We start from the raw sequence: 23,794 nt of genomic DNA on the forward strand, positions 1-23,794 counted from the left end.
CAACGCTGCGCATAGACTTTTGCATGGAAGGCTGCAAAGAACTACCTGACAGAAATGACAGTTCCGACAAACGGTAGTCGACGATCGACAGCGCTCATCAGCTGCGTAATGCACACCAGGTCAGGCAGGGCAGTCCGGCTGACCTGGACGTTGCCCGCGACGGGCGGCAACGGCGTCTGCTGTTCATTGAAGATAAACGCGTGATGAACCTGCGGGTTGTCGGCAAAAAAACTCAACAGGTCCAGCCCTTCGCTGGCCATCGCCCCGTTGATAAGCACCAGGTCCAAAGGCTCGCAACCGTACTCCACCAGTGGCAGGAGCTCGTCGAGGCTCTGCACCGGTGCTACGCGAAAGTAGCCGAGCTGATTGAACAGTCGCTCGATCCGCAGGCGGTTGAAGTGCTGCGCATCGGCGATCAGGATGCGCAAGGATTTGTTCGGCATGGTGACCTCCAAAAGGATGTCGATTTCAAGAGGTCGCAAAGCCTACGGAAGACCTTCCTGGGTTTATGTAGGAATTTTCCTAAATAAATGCCGGTTAGTCTGACGCTTGCCAGGGAAACCTTGGCCCTTACTCCGTGGTACTCGGACTCCAGAACGCCTGCACCACCAGGGTCGAGGTCGAAATCCGTGCCACCAGCGCATCCAGCTCATCACCATCGACCGAAGTGGTGGCCAGGGTGGCTTCGATTTCAATTTCATCCGTGCCGAAGGCGTGCACATCGACATCGCTGGCCGGGTAGTTGCTGCGTTCCAGCTCGGCTTCAAGCAAGGCCAGCACGGCTTTCTGCTGCGTGCGTCGGGCAATGACATAGACGATGTTGGTGACCTCCGCCGAAATCACATCCAGCGGCTGACGGTTGATGTTGTTGACGATCGGCCGCAGCAAGGTGTTGGCCGCGAGCACAAACAAGGTGCCAAGCAACGCCTCGGCCAGCAGGTCGGCACCGGCGCAGGCACCGACTGCCGCCGAGGTCCAGAGCGTGGCGGCCGTGTTGAGACCGCGCACGTTGCCCTCTTCGCGCATGATCACCCCGGCACCGAGGAAGCCGATGCCGGAAACTACGTAAGCTACGACCCGCACGGCACCTTCGGCACCGGCGAGACGGTTGGCCATGTCGACGAAAATCGCCGCGCCCACCGCCACCAGCACGTTGGTGCGCAGGCCGGCGGTGCGCTGCCGGTACTGGCGCTCGAAACCGATCAGGCCACCGAGGATGAAGGCCGCGCTGAGGCTGACCAGGGTGTCGAGCAGGGAGGTCAGGTTGAGGTTGTTCAGTGCTTGCATGATGAATCCTTTGAAAAACACACGATCCCCTGTGGGAGCGAGCTTGCTCGCGATGGCGGTGTATCAGTTGACATGGATATCGACTGACACTCAGTCATCGCGAGCAAGCTCGCTCCCACAGGGGTTGCGTCGATTGGCCAGCCTCGCGGCTTTATTGCCAGCCAAACCGGCGAATGTAGAACCCCTTCACCGCCTGGGTCAGCGCCATGTACGCCAGCAGGATCACCGGCAGGAACACGAAATACAGCGAAGGCAACGCCTGCAATTTGAAGTAATGGGCCAACGGTCCCATCGGCAGGAAAATCCCCACGGCCATGATCAGCCCGGTCATCACCAGCAAGGGCATGGCCGCGCGGCTTTGCAGGAACGGGATTTTCGGCGTGCGGATCATGTGCACGATCAGCGTCTGGGTCAGCAGCCCGACCACGAACCAGCCGGACTGGAACAGGGTCTGGTGATCCGGGGTGTTGGCATCGAACACGTACCACATCAAGGCGAACGTGGTGATGTCGAAGATCGAACTGATCGGCCCGAAAAACAGCATGAAGCGCCCGACATCCGCCGGCTGCCAGCGCTGCGGTTGCTTGAGCATTTCGTCATCGACGTTATCGAACGGAATGGCGATCTGCGAAATGTCATAGAGCAGGTTCTGCACCAGCAGGTGCATCGGCAGCATCGGCAGGAACGGGATGAACGCACTGGCCACCAGCACCGAGAACACGTTGCCGAAGTTCGAACTGGCGGTCATCTTGATGTACTTGAGCATGTTGGCGAAGGTCCGGCGCCCTTCCAGCACACCCTCCTCCAGCACCATCAGGCTCTTTTCCAGCAGGATGATATCGGCCGCTTCTTTGGCGATGTCCACGGCGCTGTCCACCGAAATACCGATGTCGGCGGTACGCAGGGCCGGGGCGTCATTGATGCCGTCGCCCATGAAACCGACCACATGGCCGTTGCCCTTGAGCAGACGGACAATGCGCTCCTTGTGCGAGGGCGTCAGTTTGGCGAAGACGTTGGTGGTCTCCACGGCTTTCGCCAGTTCGGCGTCGCTCATGCGTTCGATGTCATTGCCCATCAGCAGGCCCTGCTGCTCCAGGCCGACTTCGCGGCAGATTTTCGCCGTCACCAGTTCGTTATCGCCGGTCAGCACTTTCACCGCCACGCCATGGGCGGCCAGGGCCTTGATGGCCGGTGCGGTGCTTTCTTTCGGCGGATCGAGAAATGCCACGTAACCGATCAGCGTCAGTGCCTGTTCGTCGGCCAGGCTGTAGGTATCGCGGCCTTCGACCATTGGCCGTGCCGCTACCGCAACCACCCGCAGGCCCTCGGCGTTGAACGTGGCCGTGACCTGACGGATGCGCGCCAGCAGTTCTTCGGTCAAGGCTTCATCGACTTCGCCATGACGCACCCGCGAGCACACCGCCAGCACCTCTTCCACCGCGCCCTTGCAGATCAGCAAGTGCGGTTGATCGCGCTCGGCGACCACCACCGACATGCGCCGGCGGGTGAAGTCGAACGGGATCTCGTCGACCTTGCGAAACGCCGTGCCGACCTTCAGTTCACGGTGGATCTCGACGTGTTCGAGCACCGCCACATCCAGCAGGTTTTTCAGGCCGGTCTGGTAGTAGCTGTTGAGGTAGGCCATTTCCAGCACGTCATCGGAGTCATGGCCCCAGACATCGACGTTACGCGCCAGGAAGATCTTGTCCTGGGTCAGGGTGCCGGTCTTGTCGGTGCACAGCACGTCCATGGCGCCGAAGTTCTGGATAGCGTCGAGGCGTTTGACGATGACTTTCTTGCGCGACAGGAACACCGCGCCCTTGGCCAGGGTCGAGGTGACGATCATCGGCAGCATTTCCGGGGTCAGGCCCACGGCGATCGACAGCGCGAACAGCAGCGCTTCGGTCCAGTCGCCCTTGGTGAAACCGTTGATGAACAACACCAGCGGCGCCATCACGAACATGAAGCGGATCAGCAGCCAGCTGACTTTGTTGACCCCGGTCTGGAACGAAGTCGGTGCCCGGTCGGTGGCGCCGACCCGCTGGGCCAGGGCACCGAAATAGGTGCTGTTGCCGGTGGTGAGAATCACCGCCATGGCCGTGCCGGACACCACGTTGGTACCCATGAACAGGATGTTGTCCAGGTCCAGGGGATTGAGCGTGTCACGGTCCTGCTGGCGGGGAAACTTTTCCACCGGCATCGATTCGCCGGTCATGGCAGCCTGGCTGACGAACAGGTCCTTGGCGCTGAGCACCCGGCAATCGGCGGGAATCATGTCGCCGGCAGACAACACGATCAGATCGCCCGGCACCAGGTGCCTGATCGGCAATTCGATACGCTGCGCGCCGCGGTCCTCAAGGTCCCGGCGCATCACCGTGGCGGTGTTGCTGACCATCGCCTTGAGAGCATCGGCGGCCTGGTTGGATTTGGTTTCCTGCCAGAAACGCAGGAAGGTCGAGAGCACCACCATGGAGAAAATCACGACGGCGGCTTTCATGTCTTCGGTCAGCCAGGAGATGACCGCCAGCAACGTCAGCAGCAGGTTGAACGGATTCTTGTAGCAGTGCCACAGGTGCGTCCACCAAGGCAGTGGTTGTTCGTGCTCGACTTCATTGAGGCCGAACTGCTCGCGCAAGGCATCGGCTTTAAGCTCGCTCAAGCCATCGGTGTGACTGCCCAGGGTGTTGAGCAATTGACCCGTGTCGCTGCCGGCAGCGGCCACCAGGGTTTGCGCCAGGCTGGGCGGGACTTCACGGCTGACCGTGGTGTCGGTGAAGGTTTCCAGCAACGCCAGGCTACGGAAGTGCCGGGCGATGTGACGGTTACGCAGGAAGCCTGCGAAGAATTCCTTGAGGTTAAGTTTCATGGCTGGTGCCCCTTTGGTCAGCCGGGAAACCGTCGAGCAGGCGAGTCCACGCCTCTTGCGCCGGAACAACCGGCAAAGCAAGGCCTGGCACGCCGGTCACGAATGACAGGCGTGTCGATAGAGCGGCGGCCACGACAACAAGTCGAAACCACGCACTGTTCAGCGTCGATGAGAGGGACGTCGGGACACGGCCAGGACGGGCCATGATCGGGATGCCGCTGCTCGCTTGTCGGCGAGACAACGGCACAGGAGACTGCGCGTTATCTTGCCGAGAAAATGCCGGTTACCGAGACCGGCCGACAACTGTCACTCGAACAAGTACCCACTGTGGGTCTCCGTAATGGATGAAAACGCGCGAAGCTTACGCCCCGAAGTTTGGAGAGTAAACCCGCTATAAAAGCTTGCCGGGGGGAATCGCGGGGTTCTTCAGGAAGGGTTCAGGATTGAGTGTTTTGGGTGACTTCAGTGGCCCCATTGCGAGCAAGCTCGCTCCCACATTGGTCCTGTGGACACCGGTCCACTGTGGGAGCGAGCTTGCTCGCGATGGCGGCCTTTTAGTCGCCGCAGGACTCAACTGGCCGTGGCCAACAACAAATCCACCACCGACCGGCCATGCCCGCGATGCTTGCCGTGTTCATACAGCGAGCCGGCAATTTCATCGGCGCGAATCGGCAGGATCGACAGCAAGGTGTCGCTCAGCCCATGGCTGGCCTGGCAAAAGCCCTGCATGTAGAGGCCGGCCTTGCAGCGTTCATCGGTGATCAGTTTGTAGTTGCGATCGACCTCGAAATCACCCAGGTACTCTTCGAGCGGTGCCAGCAGCTTGCGGTGCATCTGCCGCTCGTAACCGGTGGCCAGCACCACAGCGTCGTAGTGACGCATCGAGACTTCGCCGGTGGCGTTGTTGCGCAACACCAGTTCGATGCCCCGTTCGTTGGCGGTGGCCTTTTCGATGGTGGTCAGGGTGTGGAACGCATGACGGGCGATGCCCGAGACCTTCTGCCGATAGAAGATGCCGTAGATTCGCTCGATCAGATCGATGTCCACCACCGAGTAGTTGGTGTTGTGGTACTCGTTCACCAGGCGCTCGCGCTCGCTGCCTGGCTGCTGGAACACCAGGTCGGTGAACTCCGGGGAAAAAACTTCGTTGACGAAGGGGCTGTCGTCGGCCGGCTTGAGTGCCGAGCCGCGCAGGATCATGTCCACCTGCACCGACGGGAAGCTGTCGTTCAAATCGATGAAGGCCTCTGCCGCGCTCTGCCCGCCTCCGATGATCGCGATGCTCATCGGCCGGTTGTCCACGCACGGCTGCTTGGCCATCTGCGCCAGGTACTGGGAGTGATGGAACACCCGGCCGTCATCCCTGAGTGCCTTGAATACCTCGGGAATACGTGGCGTGCCACCGGCGCTGACCACCACCGACCGGGTGGTGCGCACCTGCTGATGCCCGGTCGCATCGCGGGAAATCACCCGCAACGCCTCGACCTGATGGTTGTGCAGCACCGGCTCGATGGTCAGCACTTCTTCGCCGTAGCGGCTTTGCGCGGTGAACTGCCCGGCGACCCAACGCAGATAGTCGTTGTACTCCATGCGGCACGGATAGAAGGTGCCCAGGTTGATGAAGTCCACCAGGCGCCCGTGGGCCTTGAGGTAATTGACGAACGAGTAAGGGCTGGTCGGATTGCGCAGGGTCACCAGGTCCTTGAGGAAGGAAATCTGCAACTCGCTCTGGGTCACCAGGGTGTTGCCGTGCCAGCGGTAGTCGGCCTGCTTGTCGAGAAACAGCACATCCAGGTTGCCCTGGCTCGCCCCGCGCTCTTGCAGCGCGATGGCCAGTGCCAGGTTCGAGGGGCCGAAACCGACGCCGATCAGGTCGTGAACGAGGGGCGATGCAATTGCCTGTGTCATTTCCAGTGTCCTCTGGATGTTCCCCTCAAAGGCGGGGGCATTGAACCTAAGTGACCTGACCCACCAAGGGCCGCACAACAGGTCGTCTGTTGAGTAGGAACGAGGACCGTGAAAAAAAATTTAACCGCGCAGGCTCACTGGGTGTCCCACTGTCGCATCCGTATACGGCAATGCTTCATGGCATTGACGATGTGCTTCTCGACCATTGCCCGGGAAATGCCCAGTTGCTCGGCAATTTGCGGATGGGACAGGCCTTCGATCTTGCGCAGCAGGAAACTCTCGCGGCACAACCTCGGCAACTCCGCCAGGGCACACTGGAGCATTTCCAGACGCTGGCCATGATCGAGCACGTTATGCGGCGAAGGGGTGAAATAGCGCTCTTCATTGTCGAGCACCTCAAGAGGTTCGGCCTGACGCAGAGTGTTGCGCCGATGGTCGTCGATAACCAGGTTGAGGGCGGTGCGATAAAGGAACGCCCGGGGCTGCTCGATCGGCGTATCACTGGAACGCTCCAGGACCCGCAGATAAGCGTCATGCACCACATCTTCGGCCACCTGACGGTTGCCCAGCCTGGCGTTCAGGAAACACACCAGTTCGCGATAGTAGTTTTCCAACATGACTCCCGTCCGCACGGGGGTGCGGTTTCTGTCCTTGAGCCCTTTGCGTGACCGTTGAAATAAGCAGTGGCACGATAATGGCAGTTCGAGTCGCGTAATTTATAGTAATTCTCATATAGATTTAAAGTACTGCTTCAACTTGCCTGGTATTTAGTCACAAACCCTGTAGGAGCGAGCTTGCTTGCGAAGGCATCAAGGACAACGTGTTGACCCAGACAGCACGCGCTATCGTTGACGTGCATCGCGAGCAAGCTCGCTCCTACATTAGTTTGTGTCAGCACCTAAATTCCCCGGCGCTTTCTACGTTTACAGGACAGCTCCCCGTCCCTGTCCGGCCCCGCCGGCAGCGTTCAGCCATCGACCCGCTGCTGAACGACGGGCCGATTTCCCTAGGCCGGAACCCTGCATGAAACGTCCCCGACAGACCCGACGCGCCCTGCTTGCAGCATTTTGTCTGATCCCAGTGGTAGCCGTCGCCGCCTGGCAGTTCATCCCGCCGGGCCGCGACGGGCTCGTCACCGTTCAGGTCAGCCGCACCGACATTGAAAGCAGCGTCACGGCGTTGGGCACCCTGCAACCGCGGCGCTATGTCGACGTCGGCGCCCAGGCCTCCGGGCAGATCCACAAGATTCACGTGGAAGTCGGCGACGTGGTCAAGGAAGGCCAGTTGCTGGTGGAAATCGACCCGTCCACGCAACAGGCCAAACTCGATGCCGGGCGCTTCTCCATCGAAAACCTCAAGGCGCAGCTGCAGGAGCAGCGAGCGCAGCACGACCTGGCCCGGCAGAAACACCAACGTCAACAGAACCTCGCCGCCGGCGGCGCCACCCGAGAAGAAGACGTGCAGACCGCCCAGGCCGAACTGCGCGCCACCCAGGCACGGGTCGACATGTTCCAGGCGCAGATCCGCCAGGCCGAAGCCAGCCTGCGCAGCGATCAGGCGGAGCTCGGCTACACGCGGATTTATGCGCCGATGGCCGGCACCGTGGTGGCGCTGGATGCCCGGGTCGGCCAGACCCTCAACGCCCAGCAGCAAACGCCGCTGATCCTGCGAATCGCCAAGCTGTCGCCGATGACCGTGTGGGCCGAGGTCTCGGAGGCCGACATCGGCCACGTCAAACCCGGCATGCACGCCTGGTTCACCACCCTGAGCGGCGGCACCCGGCGCTGGACCAGCACCGTGCGGCAAATCCTCCCCGTTCCGCCCAAGCCGCTGGACCAGACCAGCCAGGGCGGCGGCAGCCCCGCCAGCACCAGCAAAAGCGGGAGTGCCCGCGTGGTGCTGTACACCGTATTATTGGACGTCGACAACGCCGACAACGCCTTGATGGCGGAAATGACCACCCAGGTATTTTTCGTCGCCAATCAGGCGCAGAACGTTCTCACCGCGCCCATCGCCGCCCTGCAGGCAGGCCCGCAGACAGACCAGCAGACCGCGCAAGTGGTCGCCAGCAACGGCAGCATCGAGCAGCGCAACGTGCGCACCGGCATCAGCGACCGCCTGCGGGTGCAGATCCTCGATGGCCTGCAGGAGGGCGATCACCTGTTGATCGGCCCAATCGACGGGAGTGGCGGTTGAATGCACACGCCCCTGATCGACCTTTCGGACATCCGCAAAGCCTACGGCGGTGGCGACGCGCCTGAAGTCCATGTGCTGCGCGGCATCGACCTGTCGATCCATGCCGGGGAGTTCGTGGCAATCGTCGGCGCTTCCGGCTCCGGCAAATCGACGCTGATGAACATCCTCGGCTGCCTCGACCGCCCGACCTCGGGCGAATACCGCTTCGCCGGGGAAAACGTCGCGGCGCTGGACAGTGACGAACTGGCCTGGCTGCGTCGTGAAGCCTTCGGTTTTGTGTTCCAGGGCTACCACCTGATTCCCTCCGGTTCGGCCCAGGAAAACGTCGAGATGCCGGCCATCTACGCAGGCACCCCAGCCGCTGAACGCCACGCCCGCGCCGCCGCCCTGCTCGACCGTCTCGGCCTGGCTTCGCGCACCGGCAACCGCCCCCATCAACTCTCCGGCGGGCAGCAGCAACGGGTGTCGATTGCCCGCGCATTGATGAATGGCGGCCACATCATCCTGGCTGACGAACCCACCGGTGCCCTCGACAGCCACAGCGGCGCCGAGGTCATGGCCCTGCTCGACGAACTGGCCAGCCAGGGCCACGTGGTGATCCTCATCACCCACGACCGCGAAGTGGCGGCCCGGGCCAAACGCATCATTGAAATTCGCGACGGCGAGATCATCAGCGACAGCGCCCGGGACAATCCCACCGCGCAAAACTCTGCCAACCCCGGCGCCCTGCAAGCCGTCGATTTGCGCAAGCGCCTGAGCGAAGGCGCCGAAGCCACCGGCGCCTGGAAAGGCGAATTGGTCGATGCCGTGCATGCGGCGTGGCGAGTGATGTGGATCAACAAGTTCCGCACCGCGCTGACCTTGCTCGGCATCATCATAGGCGTCGCCTCGGTGGTGGTGATGCTGGCCGTGGGCGAAGGCAGCAAGCGCCAGGTGATGGCGCAGATGGGCGCGTTCGGCTCCAACATCATTTACCTCAGCGGCTCGGCGCCCAACCCGCGCACGCCCATGGGCATCGTCACCCTCGATGAGGTCGCCGCGATTGCCAGCTTGCCCCAGGTGATGCGGATCATGCCGGTCAACGGCCAGGAGGCCGGGGTGCGCTTTGGCAACCTTGATCACATGAGCTACGTCGGCGGCAACGACACCAACTTCCCGGCGATTTTCAACTGGCCGGTGGTCGAAGGCAGCTACTTCACCCACGCCGATGAACAGAACGCAGCGGCGGTCGCGGTGATCGGGCACAAGGTGCGGACCAAACTGCTCAAGGACGTGGCCAACCCGATCGGCCAGTACATCCTGATCGAAAACGTACCCTTCCAGGTGGTCGGCGTGCTCGCGGAAAAAGGCGCCAGCTCCGGCGACTCCGACAGCGACGACCGTATCGCCATCCCCTACTCCGCCGCGAGCGTGCGCCTGTTCGGCACCCACAATCCCGAGTACATCGCCATCGCCGCCGCCGACGCGCGCAAGGTCAAGGAAACCGAAAAAGCCATCGAGCAACTGATGCTGCGTCTGCACGACGGCAAGCGCGACTTCGAACTGACCAACAACGCGGCGATGATCCAGGCCGAGGCGCGCACGCAAAACACCCTGTCGCTGATGCTCGGCTCGATTGCGGCCATTTCGCTGCTGGTGGGTGGGATCGGCGTGATGAACATCATGCTCATGACTGTGCGCGAGCGGACTCGCGAGATCGGTATCCGCATGGCCACCGGTGCCCGCCAGCGCGACATCCTGCGCCAGTTCCTCACCGAAGCGGTGATGCTCTCGGTGGTGGGCGGCCTCACCGGGATTGCCCTGGCGCTGATCGTCGGTGGCGTGCTGATTTTCAGCGAAGTCGCTGTCGCGTTCTCCCTGATAGCGGTGCTGGGTGCCTTCGGCTGCGCCCTGGTCACCGGTGTCGTTTTCGGCTACATGCCGGCCCGCAAGGCTGCCCGACTCGACCCGGTCACGGCCCTTACCAGTGAATGATCGATTGATGAAGCCGCCACTCAGTGTGTTAACCCTGTGCCTGTTGCTCGGCGCCTGCGGCACCCCGCCACAGCGCCCCGACAGCGGCGTCCAGCCGCCGGCTACCTGGCAATCCCGGCACACCGCAGGCGCTGTCCATGACAACCAGCAATGGTGGAACCGCTTCGGCAGCCCGCAACTGGGTCGCCTGATCGAACAGGCGCGGCTCGGCAGTTACGACCTGGCCGCAGCCATCGCCAGAGTGCGCCAGGCCCAGGCCGACACGGTGATTGCCGGCGGCTCGCAACTGCCCGAAGTCAAGGCAGGGGTCAACGCCAACCGCCAGAAATTGCTGCGCGGCAACGGCTACAGTCAGCTCGATGCCGACAGCGATAACGACGCCGTCGACTACTTCACGGCGAACCTGGTTGCCAGCTACGAAATCGATTTCTGGGGTGGCCAGCGGGCCAGCCGCGACAGCGCGCAATTCAGTCTCAAAGCCAGCGAGTTCGATCAGGCCACCGTGGAACTGACGTTGCTCAGCGGTGTGGCCAACGGTTACGCGCAAGCCTTGTCGTTGCAGGAGCAGAGCCGCATCGCCGAGTTGAATCTGGCCAATGCCCAAAGCGTGTTGAAACTGGTGCAGACCCGTTTCGATTCGGGTTCGGCCACAGCCCTGGAACTGGCACAGCAAAAAAGCCTGGTGGCGGCGCAGCAACGCCAGCTGCCGCTGGTGCAGCAACAGGCCGAGGATGCACGGATCAGCCTCGCCGCCCTGCTCGGCCGCCCGGTTCAGGCGCTGTCGCTGGGTCAGGAACGCTTCGATCAACTGACCTGGCCTGCGATTGACGCCGGGATACCCAGCCAGTTGCTCAGCCGTCGTCCGGACATTGCCCGGGCCGAGGCGCAACTGGCCGCGGCCCAGGCCGACGTCACCGTCGCCCGGGCCGCGATGCTGCCGACCGTGACCCTCACCGCCGAAATCGGCTCTGGTGCCGACCGGGCCGACGACATCCTGCGCAGCCCCTTCTACAACCTCACCGCCGGGCTGCTTGCGCCGGTGTTCAACAACGGCCGCCTCGGCGCCCAGCGCGACAAGGCCACGGCGCGTCAGCAAGAACTGCTGGAAACCTACCGCGGCGCGATCATCAACGGCTTCGCCGACGTCGAAAAAGCCCTCAACAGCATTCGCGGACTGGATGAGCAGCGCGGGTGGCAGAGTGAAGAACTGAGCCAGGCGCAGACCGCCTTCAATATCGCGCAAAGCCGTTATCAGGCCGGGGCCGAGGATTTGCTGACGGTGCTGGAGACCCAGCGCACCCTGTACGCGGCGCAGGATTTGAACGTGCAGCTGCGGTTGTCGCGGATGCAGGCGAGTATTGCGTTGTACAAGGCTTTGGGTGGGGGGTGGCAGGTTCTTTAGTTGTGGCGCCTGTAGGACGCCATCGCGAGCAAGCTCGCTCCCACAGGTCGTGCGTCGTGCCCGGATCATGCGGCAAACACAAAACCCTGTGGGAGCGGGTTCGCCCGCGAAGGGGCCGGCACATCCAACATCAACATTGCCTGACAGGACGCCTTCGCGAGCAAGCTCGCTCCCACAGTGGATCGTCAGTGAACACAAAGTCTGTGTACGACCAGGTTCAAATGTGGGAGCGAGCTTGCTCGCGATTGAACGATAACGCGGTATCAAGCCTGGCTTTGCTTAGCCTTCAGATTGCGCGCATACCACGGCCGCTGCGGCACTTTGCGGAACAAATCCTTCAGTTTCGTCTCGTCCTCGCCAAAGGTAATGCGCAACGCCAGCTTCATGGTTTCCGGGTCCATTTCCACTGACTTGCCGACCTGCAACCCCGGTGTGGTGCTGCAACCGTGGGTGCTCGGGCCGAGCCACGGGTCGTCGATCTCGACCCAGCGTCCCGGCGCGAACCATTGCACGCCGTTGACCTGCAGCCGACTGACCTGCCCCGGATGAAAACGCTCGTGGGCGCGGAACCAGTCTTCCAGGCGATCGTCGATCCAGCCGTGGAAATGCCAGAACACCGGGCTGACATGGGAAGAAAACGGGTCGCCGAGAAAATCGTTTTCCGGTGCAAACCAGCGTGCGGAAAAGTCCGCCGGATCCCGAGCGAACGGCACTGGCTGACCGTTGGACGGATCACGCGGCACCGAAGCCCAGCGCATGTGCAGCCAGTCGTGCAGGCCCAGTTCGACCTCCGAGCCGAACTGGCCGAGGGTCCGCGTCGACAGGTAGCGCGGATCGCGGTAGCGGGATTCCCAGACCTGGAAATTGCTGTGATACGTCTCGCCGGTCTTGATGTCGCTGACCCATTGCGTGTACTCGTCATCGTCCTCGGCCAGCCAGGTCGGCGGTAGCGCGGTGCCGTCGTGATTGTCGAAGTAACGCGCAAAGCCGAGCCGGTCCCGCGCCAGCTCCGGTTGCGGCAACGGGAAGTGCGTCCAGGACGGCAGGTCCTGCATCGAACGCGCGGTGCCGAGCATGTGCCGGTGCATGAAGAAAAAGTCCACGCCAGAACCGTTGCGATCCTTGCGATCGCCACGGGCATCGCGCTCCTGGTCCCGCGGTCCGGGTTGCCAGCCGAGCCCGCGCAAGGCGCCGCGCTGGTCTTCGGACAGCTTGTGCCACTTGTCCCGGGAGGCATGCCAGAGCTGGTGGAACAACCGGTGCTCCGGCGATACCAGCCAGGCGAGCAGGGTCGGATTGAGGCCGGCGCGCTCGCGAGCTTCAGGGAATACCCGTTTGACGGCGATGAAGCGATTGTCCTGGGCGGTCAGCATCAGTGGCCGATTCAGGTCCAGCACACGTCCACTGAGACTGCCGCTGCCAGCATTACCGAAACCGGCCCAGACCTCGTCCAGAGTCATCTCGAATTCGTATTCGCAACAGCCGCTGGCGCCCAGCAGTCGCCAGGCCAGCTGCTTCGGGTTGGCCCCGGACAGATCGCCGAGCACTCGGTAACGGGGCGCTTCGGTAGAGCGCAAACGCTCGGCGGTGTCGAGATAACCACTGACACCGCGCCCCTTGTGGCCGATGTCGAGGAATACTTCCAGGCCTTCGAGGGGCAAGCCTTCGATACCGGCGTCACGACCTTCGAAACGAATCTGCCAGACCCCGCGCAAGGTATCCGCCAAGCGTTGGCCGGCAACATCCGCCACCTCGAACGAAGCTTCGCCAGGGGTGATCGTCGGATCCGGCCTGGTCAGTTCGCGATGCCCGTAATACACCGCCGGCACGGCGGCACCGGTCAGCGCCAGACCCGCGAGGAACCATCGTCGAGAAATCGTCATTGCCCTACCTGTGTCAGCCATGGAGCAGGCTTTATCCAAGCTAGAACGTTTGTTGCCCACATAAATTTAAAAGCATCGCGAGCAAGCTCGCTCCCACATTGGATCTATGTCGCACTGAAGATCCCTGTGGGAGCGAGCTTGCTCGCGATGAGGCCATCAGCCGCGCTAAATTTTCCGGTCAGCCACTCGTTCCCCCCAGATAGCAAAGGCCCCTGCGCCTGATCCGGGGCGGCGAACCTGACTGAGACGGCAATGACAAAACCACGTTCGAAAAAGGCTCTTTTCATCGGCCTGCCGCTGGCCCTGGCGATCAACGCGGGTGCAGGCTTCGCGGTCTGGGATCACTGGTTCAGGGACAACCCCGGCTACCCGGTCAAGGTGATGAAACAGGCCGAGCAACTGCAGGAACGCATCCTCTCGTTCGACAGCCACATCACGGTGCCCATGGATTTCGGCACCGCCGGCAACGAAGTCGACAAGGACGGTGAAGGCCAGTTCGACCTGGTCAAGACTGGTCGCGGGCGTCTGTCCGGGGCGGCGCTGACGATTTTCGGCTGGCCGGAAATCTGGAACGGTCCCAACGCGCCCCATCGCCCTACCGCCGGCTTCGTCGACGAAGCCCGCTTTGAGCAGGAAACCCGCTACAAGATCATCAGCGCGATGGTGCGTGACTTCCCCAATCAAGTGGCCATCGCCTACACCCCCGACGACTTGCGCCGCCTGCACGGCGAAGGCAAGTTCGCGGTGTTCATCAGCATGCTCAACGCCTACCCGCTGGGCAATGACCTCAATGCCCTGGACAAGTGGGCTGCGCGCGGTATGCGTATGTTCGGCTTCAGCTACGTGGGCAACAACGCCTGGGCCGACTCGTCGCGGCCGCTGCCGTTCTTCAACGACTCCCGGGATGCCTTGGGCGGGCTGTCGGACATCGGCAAGCAAGCGGTGCATCGCCTCAACGACCTGGGCGTGATCATCGATGTGTCGCAGATGTCGACCAAGGCCCTGGAGCAAGTGGCGCAACTGAGCCGCACGCCGATGGTCGCCTCCCACTCGGCACCACGCGCCCTGGTGGACATCCCGCGCAACCTCAGCGACACGGAAATGCAATTGATCAAGCACAGCGGCGGCGTGGTGCAGATCGTCGGCTTCCCCACCTATATCCGCCCGCTGAGCCAGGCCACCCAGGACAAACTCAACGCCCTGCGCGCCCGTTTCGACCTGCAACCGCTGCAAGGCCTGGAGATGGCATTGATGCCCGGCGACCCGGTGATCACCGTCTGGCCCGAGCAGCGTTTCGGCGAGTACGCCAGTCAGCTCTATTCGATCCTCGACGAAGAACCCAAGGCCACCCTCAAGGATTACGGCGATGCAATCGACTACACAGTGAAAAAAATCGGCATCGACCACGTCGGCATCAGTTCCGACTTCAACGACGGCGGCGGCCTGGACGGTTGGAAAGACGTCAGCGAGGCCCGCAACGTGACTGCCGAACTGATCAGCCGCGGCTACAGCGACGCCGACATCGCCAAGCTCTGGGGCGGCAACTTCCTGCGGGTCTGGGACCAGGTGCAGAAGTCTTCCCGGCCTGTCGTAAAAAACTGATTTTTCCTTTTGCCAAAGCGAACCAAATCCATGACCAACCGTCGTTCATTCCTCAAGCAGGCCGGCATCCTGGCGGCCGGCATTCCCCTGGCCTCCGCCGTGAGCCTGCCAGCACACGCCGCCAGCCCCGCGCCGTTGCCCAAGGACAAATGGGACCAGTTGCGCCAACTGTTCACCCAGGACCCGAACTACCTGCACTTCGCCAACTTCCTGGTGACCTCGCACCCGCTGCCTGTGCGTGAAGCCATCGAGATGCATCGCGCCAATCTCGATCGCAACCCGGGCCTGGCCATGGACTGGCATCGCGGCGAAACCGAACGCCGCGAAGAAGAGGTGCGCGTGTGGGCCGGTCGCTACTTGAAGGCCAAGCCGTCGCAGATCGCCCTGACCGGCAGCACCACCGAAGGCCTGGCGATGATCTACGCCGGTATCCACGTGCGCCCGGACCAGGAGATCCTCACCAGCGAACACGAGCACTACGCCGCCAACAGCGTGTTCGAATACCGCACCCAAAAGGACGGCACCCAGGTTCGCAAGATCAAATTGTTCGAAGACCCGTACAAGGTCTCGACCGCCGAAGTGCTGGCCGCGATTGAACGCAACATTCGCCCCGAAACCCGTGTACTGGGCATGACCTGGGTGCATTCCGGCAGCGGCGTGAAGCTGCCCATCGGCGAGATCGGCAAACTGGTGGAGGAGAAAAACCGTGGCCGCGCCGACAAGGACCGCATCCTCTACGTGATCGATGGCGTACACGGCTTCGGCGTGGAGAACGTCGACTTCCCGGACATGCACTGCGATTTCTTCATTGCCGGCACCCACAAATGGATGTTCGGCCCACGGGGCACGGGGATCATCTGCGCCCGCTCCGACGAGCTCAAGGACGTGACCCCGACCATCCCGACCTTCTCTGAAGCCACCCAGTTTTCCACCGTGATGACCTACGGCGGCTACCACTCGTTCGAACACCGCTGGGCACTGACCGAAGCTTTCAAATTGCATCTGGAGCTGGGCAAGGCCGAGGTCGCGACGCGCATTCACGACATCAACAGCTACCTGAAGAAACGTTTGCAGGCACACCCGTCGGTGGAGCTGGTCACGCCGTTGTCGCCGGAGTATTCCGCCGGTTTCACCTTCTTCCGCATCAAGAACCAGGACTGCGACGAAGTCGCCAACTTCCTGATGGATCAGCGCGTGGTGTGTGACGCCGTGGACCGTGATGTCGGGCCGATCATTCGTGTGTCGCCGGGGCTGCTCAATACCCAAGCGCACATCGACAAGTTGATGGAACTGATGGCCAGCAAGCTCTGAACCGCCGATTCCCTTTAGCGAGAACCCTTATGAAAAACATCCTGAACAGGGGGCGTTCCAAAAGCCTGGGCGCCCTGATGCTGCTGGCATTGCTCGGCAGTGCCATGCCCGGCCTCGCCCAGGCGTATACGGCGCCGCTGCCGGGCAAGGTCTTCAAGGATTGCCGTAACTGCCCGGAAATGGTGGTGCTGCCCGCCGGCACCTTCACCATGGGCACCCCGGAAGACGAAGTCGGCCGTGAGCCTGATGAAGGCCCGATGCATGAGGTGACGTTCGACAAGCCGTTCGCCATGAGCCGCTACCAGATCACCGCTGGCGAATGGGACCAGTACCTCAAGGAAACCGGAATCACCCTGCCCGATGGCGACACCCGCCCCGGCCGCGAGTGCATCAACAGCAAGCCGCGTTATCCACAGAGCCCGCGCCAGCCGGCAGTGTGCATGAACTTCGCCGAGGTCAGTGCCTACGTCGCCTGGCTGTCGATGAAGACCGGTCAGCACTACCACATCGTCAGCGAGGCCCAGCGCGAATACGCCGCCCGCGCAGGGTCAACGGGGCCCTTCCCCTTCCCGTTCGACCCCGGCACCGAGTACAGCATCGCCACCCACGCCAACACCTACGGCCCCACCGATGGCTACAGCTACAGTTCGCCGGTCGGCAGCTACCCGCCCAACGCCTTCGGCATGTACGACATGCACGGTAACGTCTACGAGTGGATCGCCGACTGCTACCACCCGGACTACGTCGGCGCTCCCACCGATGGCAGCGCCTGGACCGAACCGAACTGCGATACCTTGCGCATCCGTGGCAACGACTGGGGCGAAGCACCGGTGTTTTCCCGCTCGGGCAACCGCAATGACATCGACCCGCAAACCCGTGGCGACTGGATCGGTTTCCGTGTAGTACGCACTCTCTGACCCCCTTGCCCTTGTGGGAGCGAGCCTGCTCGCGAAAGCGGTCTGCCTGCCAAAATAGAAGCTGACTGATAGTCCGCCTTCGCGAGCAGGCTCGCTCCCACACTGCTTTGTGCCCTGTCAGCGAACCGAGCCCCGCCACCTGTCTCCCACCGTTTAAATTAAGCCCTTCACCAGACGTTCTACTGGGTATCTGCCTTACGACCCAAGGAACTGTCTGCCATGACCCAGCCTACCCGAGGCGCCATCGGCGAATTACTGGCCCTGTTGAAACCGTTTCGACTGATCGTCGCCGCGTCCATTTTCCTGGGCATGGTGGGTGGCCTGAGCGTGACGGTGTTGCTGGCCACCATCAACAACGCGCTGCATTCGCCGCACGGCCTGACCCAAGGCGTGGTCGCGCTGTTCGGCGGCCTGTGCCTGCTGGCTCTGGGCAGTTCGATCTGCTCCGACATCGGCACCAACTATGTTGGCCAGCACATCATTGCCAGGCTGCGCAAAACGCTGGGGGAGAAAGTCCTTTCGGCGCCCATCGAGCAGATCGAGCGCTACCGCAGCCACCGGCTGATCCCAGTGCTGACCCACGACGTCGACACCATCAGCGACTTCGCCTTCGCCTTCGCGCCGCTGGCGATTTCCCTGACCGTAACCCTTGGCTGCATGGGTTACCTGGCGATGTTGTCGTGGCCGATGTTCCTGATGATGGTGCTGGCAATTGCCATCGGCACCGGCATCCAGTTCTATGCGCAGGGCAAGGGCATCCAGGGTTTCATGGCCGCCCGCGATGCCGAAGACGATTTGCAAAAGCACTACAACGCCATTGCCGGCGGTGCCAAGGAATTGCGCATCCACCGCCCGCGCCGCCAGCGCATGTTCGTCAAGGGCATCCAGGGCACCGCCGATTTCATCTGTAACACCCAGGTGCGTTCGATCAACACCTTCGTGATCGCCAAGACGCTGGGCTCGATGCTGTTCTTCGTGGTCATCGGCCTGGCCCTGGCCCTGCAATCGTTCTGGCCGAGCGCCGACCAAGCGGTGATGAGCGGTTTCGTGCTGGTGCTGCTGTACATGAAAGGCCCGATCGAGCATCTGGTCAGCACCTTGCCGATCGTGAGCCGGGCGCGGATTGCCTTCCGCCGCATCGCCGAGCTGTCGAGCCAGTTTTCCTCGCCCGAGCCGCACCTGTTGCTCAACGACAACGGCATCCGGCCAACCGTGGTCGACCGCCTGCAACTGAACAATGTCAGCTACGCCTTCCCCGCCGCACCGGGCAGTGACGCGTTTCGCCTGGGCCCGGTGAACCTGACCATCGAGCAAGGCGACATCATTTTCATCGTCGGCGAAAACGGCTGCGGCAAGACCACCCTGATCAAGTTGCTGCTGGGCCTCTACGCGCCGCAACAGGGTTCGATCCTGCTCAACGGCCAGGGCATCGATGCGCACAATCGCGACGACTATCGCCAATTGTTCACCACGATTTTTGCCGATTACTACCTGTTCGATGACGTGGTCCAGGGCGACCAGCACATCCCCGAAGATGCCAACGCCTACCTGCAACGGCTGGAGATCGCGCACAAGGTCAGCGTCAGGGACGGCAGCTTCACCACCACCGACCTGTCCACCGGCCAGCGCAAGCGCCTGGCGCTGGTCAATGCCTGGCTGGAAGAACGCCCGGTGCTGGTGTTCGACGAATGGGCCGCCGACCAGGACCCGACCTTCCGCCGCATCTTCTACACCGAGCTGCTGCCGGACCTCAAACGCCTGGGCAAAACCATCATCGTCATCTCCCACGACGACCGTTATTTCGATATGGCCGATCAACTGGTGCGCATGGAATCGGGCCGGGTCGTCACCGAGCGCGCAACCGCCTGAGCGCCGTGGCCGCACGCAAATCCTTGTTTTTTGAAGTTTGTTTTCCGGTTTAGCCAAAGTGGTCCGTCTAATAATAATTATCATTAACTAAAAAACTGCACACACCATTCTGGAGCGATTCGAGCAATGCAAAGCCTTACTCTGTCCCGCGCACCCTTGGCGTTAGCCATCGAACGGCAAAAGAAATTCCGAACGGTCGTGCCGGGCGCGCTGCTGACCCTGTTGCTGCTGGGTACGTCCCAGGTCGAGGCAGCCCCGGTGAACGTCAATGTTCCGGCTCAGTCGCTGGCCAGTGCATTGCGCCAACTGGGCCAGCAGACCAACCTGCAGATTCTCTACAGCCAGGACATGGTCAACGGCATCAAGTCCACGGCGGTGTCCGGCAACATGGAACCGGAACAGGCACTGAAAACCTTGCTGCTGGGGAGCGGCATCAATTTTCAGTTGAATGGCAACACCGTGTCGCTGGTGCCATCGGCCGGTGACTCCAGTGCATTGCAACTGGGTGCGACGTCCATCACCGGCGTGGCGCTGGGGCCAACCACCGAAGGCTCGCACTCCTACACCACCAATGAAGTCACCATCGGCAAAGGCAACATCAAGCTCAAGGACATCCCGCAGTCGGTGTCCGTCGTCACGCGCCAGCGCATGGACGACCAGAACCTGAACAGCCTGCAGGACGCCATGCGTCAGGTCACCGGCGTGACCATCAAGACCTACAACTCCGGCTCCAGCCTCAATGACGTCTACATGCGTGGCTTCCTCGTCGACCAGGTGCAGGTCGACGGCGTCTCGCAGCCCACCGGCCAGGGCGACATGGCCACCAGTTTCGACCTGGCGATGTACGACCGCATCGAAGTGCTGCGCGGCCCGTCGGGCCTGTACCAGGGCGCGGGCGAACCCGGCGGTACGATCAACGTGGTGCGCAAGCGCGCCCTGAGCAAGTTCGCCCTCGGTGGCGAACTGGCCGCCGGCTCTTACGATCGCTACCGTTCTTCGGTGGATGTCACCGGCCCGTTGAACGAACAGGGCACCGTGCGCGGTCGTTTCATCACCGCCTACGAGAACAACCAGTCTTTCGTCGACTACGCGCAGAACGAACGCCCGATGGTCTACAGTCGCCTGGAATTCGACCTCGACCCGGCCACCACCCTGTCGGTCGGCGGCGCTTACCAGAAGAACAACTCCACCCCGGCCTTCGGCCTGCCGGCCTACGCCGACGGCTCATTGCTCGACGTGCCGCGCTCGACCTTCGTCGATGCCAAGTGGAACACCCTCAACGAAAAAGTCTGGGAATCCTTCGCCGAACTCGACCACGAACTGGACAACGGCGGTCAGTTCAAGACCACCCTGACCTACCGCGATGCCGAAACCCCGGAGCGTAACTTCACCTGGGCCGACGGCGCGGTCGACCCGGCCACCGGTGACAGCTGGGCCGTGGCCTACGACTACTACACCCACATCAAGACCGTCGGCGTCGACAGCTTTGTCACCACGCCGTTCGAGTTCGCCGATCGCCGACACGAGTTCACCGTGGGTGCCGAGTACCAGCACCTGGACAAGGATTTCACCTACGGCGGCGGCGAGTACTTCCCGATCAACGTGTGGAATCCGGGCAGCATCGACATTCCCCGCAACGACTATGCGCACGTCAACGGCAACTGGTCCAAGTCCGATCAGTACGGCGTCTACACCCGCGCCAAGTTCAACGTCACCGACTGGCTCGATGTCATCGGCGGCAGCCGCGTGACCTGGTACGAAAGCGATGCGAAGAACGCCAACGCCTTCTTCAACAACTTCGGCGAAGCCCACACCAGCATCAACCGCAAGGTCGTGCCGTACGGCGCCATCATCGGCAAGATCACCCCAGAACTGTCGACCTACTTCAGCTACACCGGCGTGTTCAAACCGCAAAGCGAAATCGGCACAAACGGCGAGCCCGTCGGCCCGCGCGAAGGCAAGCAATACGAAATCGGCCTCAAGCGCGAATTCTACGACGGTCGCCTGAACGCCAGCATCGCCGCCTTTCGCATCTACGATGAAAACCGCGCCGAATACGACAACACCTCCGGTGCCTACATGACCGAAGGCAAGGCACGCAGCCAGGGTTGGGAAACCGAGTTGAGCGGCAACCTGACCGACAACTGGAGCATCGTCACCGGTTACGCCTACACCTCCACCAAGTTCCTGGACGGCGACCAGGCCAACAAAGGCAAGACCTTCAGCACCATCACGCCCAAGCACAACTTCAACCTGTGGACCAAGTACGAGTTCACCGACGGCCCGCTCAAGGACTTCAGCGTCGCCGGTGGCGTGCGTGTGGTCAGCGACACCTACTACCAGCGTGACGTGAAGTTCCATCAAGGCGGCTATGCCGTTACCTCGGCGCAAGTCGGCTACAAGTTCAACGAACACCTGTCGTCGACACTGACCGCCAACAACCTGTTCGACCGCAAGTACTACGACCGCGTCGATGCCTCCTGGGGCACCAACTTCTACGGCGACCCGCGCACCCTGACCCTGAGCCTGCGCGCGCAGTACTGATGGCCGACTGCCTCCACCTGTAGGAGCGAGCTCGCTCGCGATGGTCGTTAACGATAACGCGTGTTCACTGGCTAAACGCTGCGCCTATGAGTCCATCGCGAGCAAGCTCGCTCCTACAGCGGCCCTGATGGCTGACTGCGACCACTTGTAGGAGCGAGCTTGCTCGCGATGGTCGTTAACGATTACGCGTGTTTACTGGTTGAACGCGGCGCCTGTGAGTCCATCGCGAGCGAGCTCGCTCCTACAGTGGCACGGTTCCGTTTTCTGCTTGCGCAGCGGCCCTGAGTTGCTCGGTATCGACACGGACAAACGTGGAGTCCCCGACAGCGGTCAGGACATCCCCGGCGAAGACCTCGCAAATAACCCGACTTTTACGCCCGACCTCGCCCTCGACTTTTGCACGCAGTGTCAGGGGGACCCCCATCGGGGTGGGCTTGATGTACTTGATGCCCAGGTTACCGGTGACGCAGGTGATGTGGGGCAAGCTGCCCACCTCGCGCTGTTCTGCCCGGTAGTGATATGCCATCGCTGCCCAGTTGGAGTGGCAATCGACCAGCATCGCAATCAAACCGCCGTAAACCAGACCCGGCCAGCCGCAATACTTGTCATCCGGCATGTGCTGCGCCATGACATGCACGCCGTCTTCATGCCAGAAGCTCTTGATGTGCAGCCCATGCGGGTTTTGGCTGCCGCAGCCATAACAAACGCCTTCAGGCGCGGCGATGTCTTGAAGCGAAATGTCCTGCGTGGTCATACCGTGTCCATCCTTAATACCGGGTGGTTCAAAACGGACCGGGTCGCCCTGGTCCGCACCGTCTGATCAATACTGGCAGAAGCGAATCCGGTTGCCGAACGGGTCGTAGACTTGCAGCTCCTTGCCCCAGCCCTGCTGAACAATATCCGGGCGTCCGTATCCGTAGCGCTTGCCCTGCAATTCGTCCCTGAGCAGTTCGATGTTGTGCATGGGCACGAACACCGTCGAGCCCGGGCTGGCATCGCCGTGGTGCTCGGAAAGATGCAGTTGCAGCCCGTCGCGACTGATGCCCAGGTACAACGGCAAATCCGCCTCGAAACGATGCTCGAACTCGACGCTAAAGCCAAGGAAATCCAGATAGAACTCACGCGCCTTGGCTTCGTCGAACATCCGCAAGATTGGAATGGGTTTGTCGAACGTTGCAGCAGGCGTGGACGGGGTGTTTGTCTGCGCAAGCATCGCTGACGCGGTGTTCCAGTCCTTGTAGCCCAGTTGCTGGGCGACCAGTTCCAGCGCAGTGGAATGGGTCACCACTTGATTGCGTTCCTCCAGCGAGGCGCGCAACTGTCTGGCCATTTGCTTGGCTTGCTCGATTGAAAACATGACTGCTCCTGTAGCCGAGATGCTTTGGTGCTCGCGTTGCCAAACCTCGACCGTCAAGAGAGGCGACAGGGTTTGTAGAAGGAGGAGACGCTTTCACCTTTCCCAACGGGAGCGAGCGGCGGGCAGCATCGGGCCGAAGTCGATAATACATAGCCGATACGGAATGCGGAAGATGGCTCGGCAGAACCCTGTCCGGGGCCTGAGGACTACTCCTTTAGACGTGAAAGTTGCTGAACCACAAATGCCCCGACGGTCACCGCGCTGGCTGCCCATGCGCAAGCCACCTGCCAATATCTGAAGGGACCGAGCACATCTCCCATCAGGAAACCGGTCGAAAGCAGAAACAGAAACAACGCAATGGCTGCCAGGACGACGCGCGGAATCGCCATCAACCACCGCCACCAGGCCCCGGGTTCAAAACGCCGCGCCACCCATCGAGTCAACGCTGTCAGCACAGCCAGCAACGGCGCGGCAATCACCAGCAGGAGTGGAATGATAAAGAGCGCCAGCGTGGGCTCGACTTCTCCACCGTCCTCACCGGGTGTGTAGAAGTTTTCTGTCCAGATTTCCCTGCACAGGGCGGAGGTCAGAAAAATGACGGCCACAGGGGCGATAGGGAATATCAGGCAACTGATGAGGTTTTTTTTAAGTTCCATCAATGAGTCGTCCTTGGTTTTT

Annotated in this window: 17 protein-coding genes; 8 read left to right on the forward strand and 9 right to left on the reverse strand. The window is 61.8% G+C overall.

Translation table 11 applies throughout. From position 1 onward, the window contains the following. Window positions 1-41 precede the first annotated feature (41 nt). The 5 genes from AC1RDQ_RS03345 to AC1RDQ_RS03365 all read right to left on the reverse strand — a co-directional run bounded on the left by AC1RDQ_RS03345 (window position 42) and on the right by AC1RDQ_RS03365 (window position 6,678). Window positions 42-443 (reverse strand): ANTAR domain-containing protein, encoded by a 402-nt coding sequence (locus AC1RDQ_RS03345; RefSeq protein ID WP_349735383.1) that lies wholly within the window; start codon window positions 441-443, stop codon window positions 42-44. 127 nt (window positions 444-570) lie between these two features. Beyond that, window positions 571-1,287: an MgtC/SapB family protein gene (locus AC1RDQ_RS03350; RefSeq protein WP_057713955.1), complete on the reverse strand. Its 717-nt coding sequence runs from the start codon at window positions 1,285-1,287 to the stop codon at window positions 571-573. Window positions 1,288-1,438: 151 nt separating this feature from the next. Beyond that, complete coding sequence (mgtA, locus tag AC1RDQ_RS03355) at window positions 1,439-4,153, reverse strand: magnesium-translocating P-type ATPase (protein ID WP_492586316.1); 2,715 nt, start codon at window positions 4,151-4,153, stop codon at window positions 1,439-1,441. A 570-nt stretch (window positions 4,154-4,723) separates the two neighbouring features. Next, window positions 4,724-6,061: a lysine N(6)-hydroxylase/L-ornithine N(5)-oxygenase family protein gene (locus tag AC1RDQ_RS03360; RefSeq protein WP_223503639.1), complete on the reverse strand. Its 1,338-nt coding sequence runs from the start codon at window positions 6,059-6,061 to the stop codon at window positions 4,724-4,726. Between the two features lie 134 nt (window positions 6,062-6,195). Further along, window positions 6,196-6,678, reverse strand: coding sequence for a sigma-70 family RNA polymerase sigma factor (locus AC1RDQ_RS03365; protein WP_057713952.1), 483 nt, complete (start codon window positions 6,676-6,678; stop codon window positions 6,196-6,198). A gap of 406 nt (window positions 6,679-7,084) precedes the next feature. Between AC1RDQ_RS03365 and AC1RDQ_RS03370 the strand changes: the two genes are divergently transcribed. Genes AC1RDQ_RS03370 through AC1RDQ_RS03380 form a run of 3 tightly spaced genes read left to right on the forward strand, consistent with a single transcriptional unit; the run spans window position 7,085 to window position 11,633 of the window. Next, on the forward strand, window positions 7,085-8,257 hold the full coding sequence (locus AC1RDQ_RS03370; RefSeq protein WP_057713951.1) for an efflux RND transporter periplasmic adaptor subunit: 1,173 nt from the start codon (window positions 7,085-7,087) through the stop codon (window positions 8,255-8,257). Continuing rightward, complete coding sequence (locus AC1RDQ_RS03375; RefSeq protein ID WP_090456893.1) at window positions 8,258-10,231, forward strand: MacB family efflux pump subunit; 1,974 nt, start codon at window positions 8,258-8,260, stop codon at window positions 10,229-10,231. A gap of 7 nt (window positions 10,232-10,238) precedes the next feature. Further along, the gene (locus AC1RDQ_RS03380) at window positions 10,239-11,633 is read left to right on the forward strand and encodes an efflux transporter outer membrane subunit (protein ID WP_492586318.1); all 1,395 of its coding nucleotides are present in this window, start codon (window positions 10,239-10,241) and stop codon (window positions 11,631-11,633) included. Between the two features lie 263 nt (window positions 11,634-11,896). Here the strand turns inward: AC1RDQ_RS03380 and pvdP are convergent, their stop codons facing one another. Further along, window positions 11,897-13,516, reverse strand: a complete 1,620-nt coding sequence (gene pvdP / locus AC1RDQ_RS03385) for a pyoverdine maturation tyrosinase PvdP (RefSeq protein ID WP_492586320.1) — start codon at window positions 13,514-13,516, stop codon at window positions 11,897-11,899. A gap of 252 nt (window positions 13,517-13,768) precedes the next feature. Between pvdP and pvdM the strand changes: the two genes are divergently transcribed. From pvdM to AC1RDQ_RS03410, 5 genes are all read left to right on the forward strand, one after another. After that, window positions 13,769-15,118, forward strand: a complete 1,350-nt coding sequence (pvdM, locus tag AC1RDQ_RS03390) for a pyoverdine-tailoring dipeptidase-like protein PvdM (RefSeq protein WP_223503629.1) — start codon at window positions 13,769-13,771, stop codon at window positions 15,116-15,118. A 30-nt stretch (window positions 15,119-15,148) separates the two neighbouring features. Continuing rightward, window positions 15,149-16,429: a pyoverdine-tailoring periplasmic protein PvdN gene (pvdN, locus tag AC1RDQ_RS03395; RefSeq protein ID WP_340316044.1), complete on the forward strand. Its 1,281-nt coding sequence runs from the start codon at window positions 15,149-15,151 to the stop codon at window positions 16,427-16,429. 29 nt (window positions 16,430-16,458) lie between these two features. Continuing rightward, window positions 16,459-17,346, forward strand: a complete 888-nt coding sequence (pvdO, locus tag AC1RDQ_RS03400) for a dihydropyoverdine dehydrogenase (protein WP_154908837.1) — start codon at window positions 16,459-16,461, stop codon at window positions 17,344-17,346. 219 nt (window positions 17,347-17,565) lie between these two features. Then, window positions 17,566-19,215 (forward strand): cyclic peptide export ABC transporter, encoded by a 1,650-nt coding sequence (locus AC1RDQ_RS03405; RefSeq protein ID WP_090456901.1) that lies wholly within the window; start codon window positions 17,566-17,568, stop codon window positions 19,213-19,215. A gap of 126 nt (window positions 19,216-19,341) precedes the next feature. Continuing rightward, window positions 19,342-21,759 (forward strand): TonB-dependent siderophore receptor, encoded by a 2,418-nt coding sequence (locus AC1RDQ_RS03410; protein WP_492586322.1) that lies wholly within the window; start codon window positions 19,342-19,344, stop codon window positions 21,757-21,759. A gap of 241 nt (window positions 21,760-22,000) precedes the next feature. On the opposite strand, the gene AC1RDQ_RS03415 is transcribed toward AC1RDQ_RS03410, so the two are convergent. The 3 genes from AC1RDQ_RS03415 to AC1RDQ_RS03425 all read right to left on the reverse strand — a co-directional run bounded on the left by AC1RDQ_RS03415 (window position 22,001) and on the right by AC1RDQ_RS03425 (window position 23,772). Continuing rightward, entirely contained in the window at window positions 22,001-22,513 is a 513-nt protein-coding gene (locus AC1RDQ_RS03415) for a PaaI family thioesterase (protein WP_057713942.1), read from the reverse strand. Between the two features lie 66 nt (window positions 22,514-22,579). Next, on the reverse strand, window positions 22,580-23,116 hold the full coding sequence (locus AC1RDQ_RS03420; protein WP_150815298.1) for a glyoxalase superfamily protein: 537 nt from the start codon (window positions 23,114-23,116) through the stop codon (window positions 22,580-22,582). Between the two features lie 206 nt (window positions 23,117-23,322). Beyond that, complete coding sequence (locus tag AC1RDQ_RS03425) at window positions 23,323-23,772, reverse strand: hypothetical protein (RefSeq protein WP_492586324.1); 450 nt, start codon at window positions 23,770-23,772, stop codon at window positions 23,323-23,325. Between the last annotated feature and the right edge of the window lie 22 nt (window positions 23,773-23,794).

The sequence above is a fragment of the Pseudomonas sp. GW823-FHT02E01 genome (assembly GCF_058797535.1).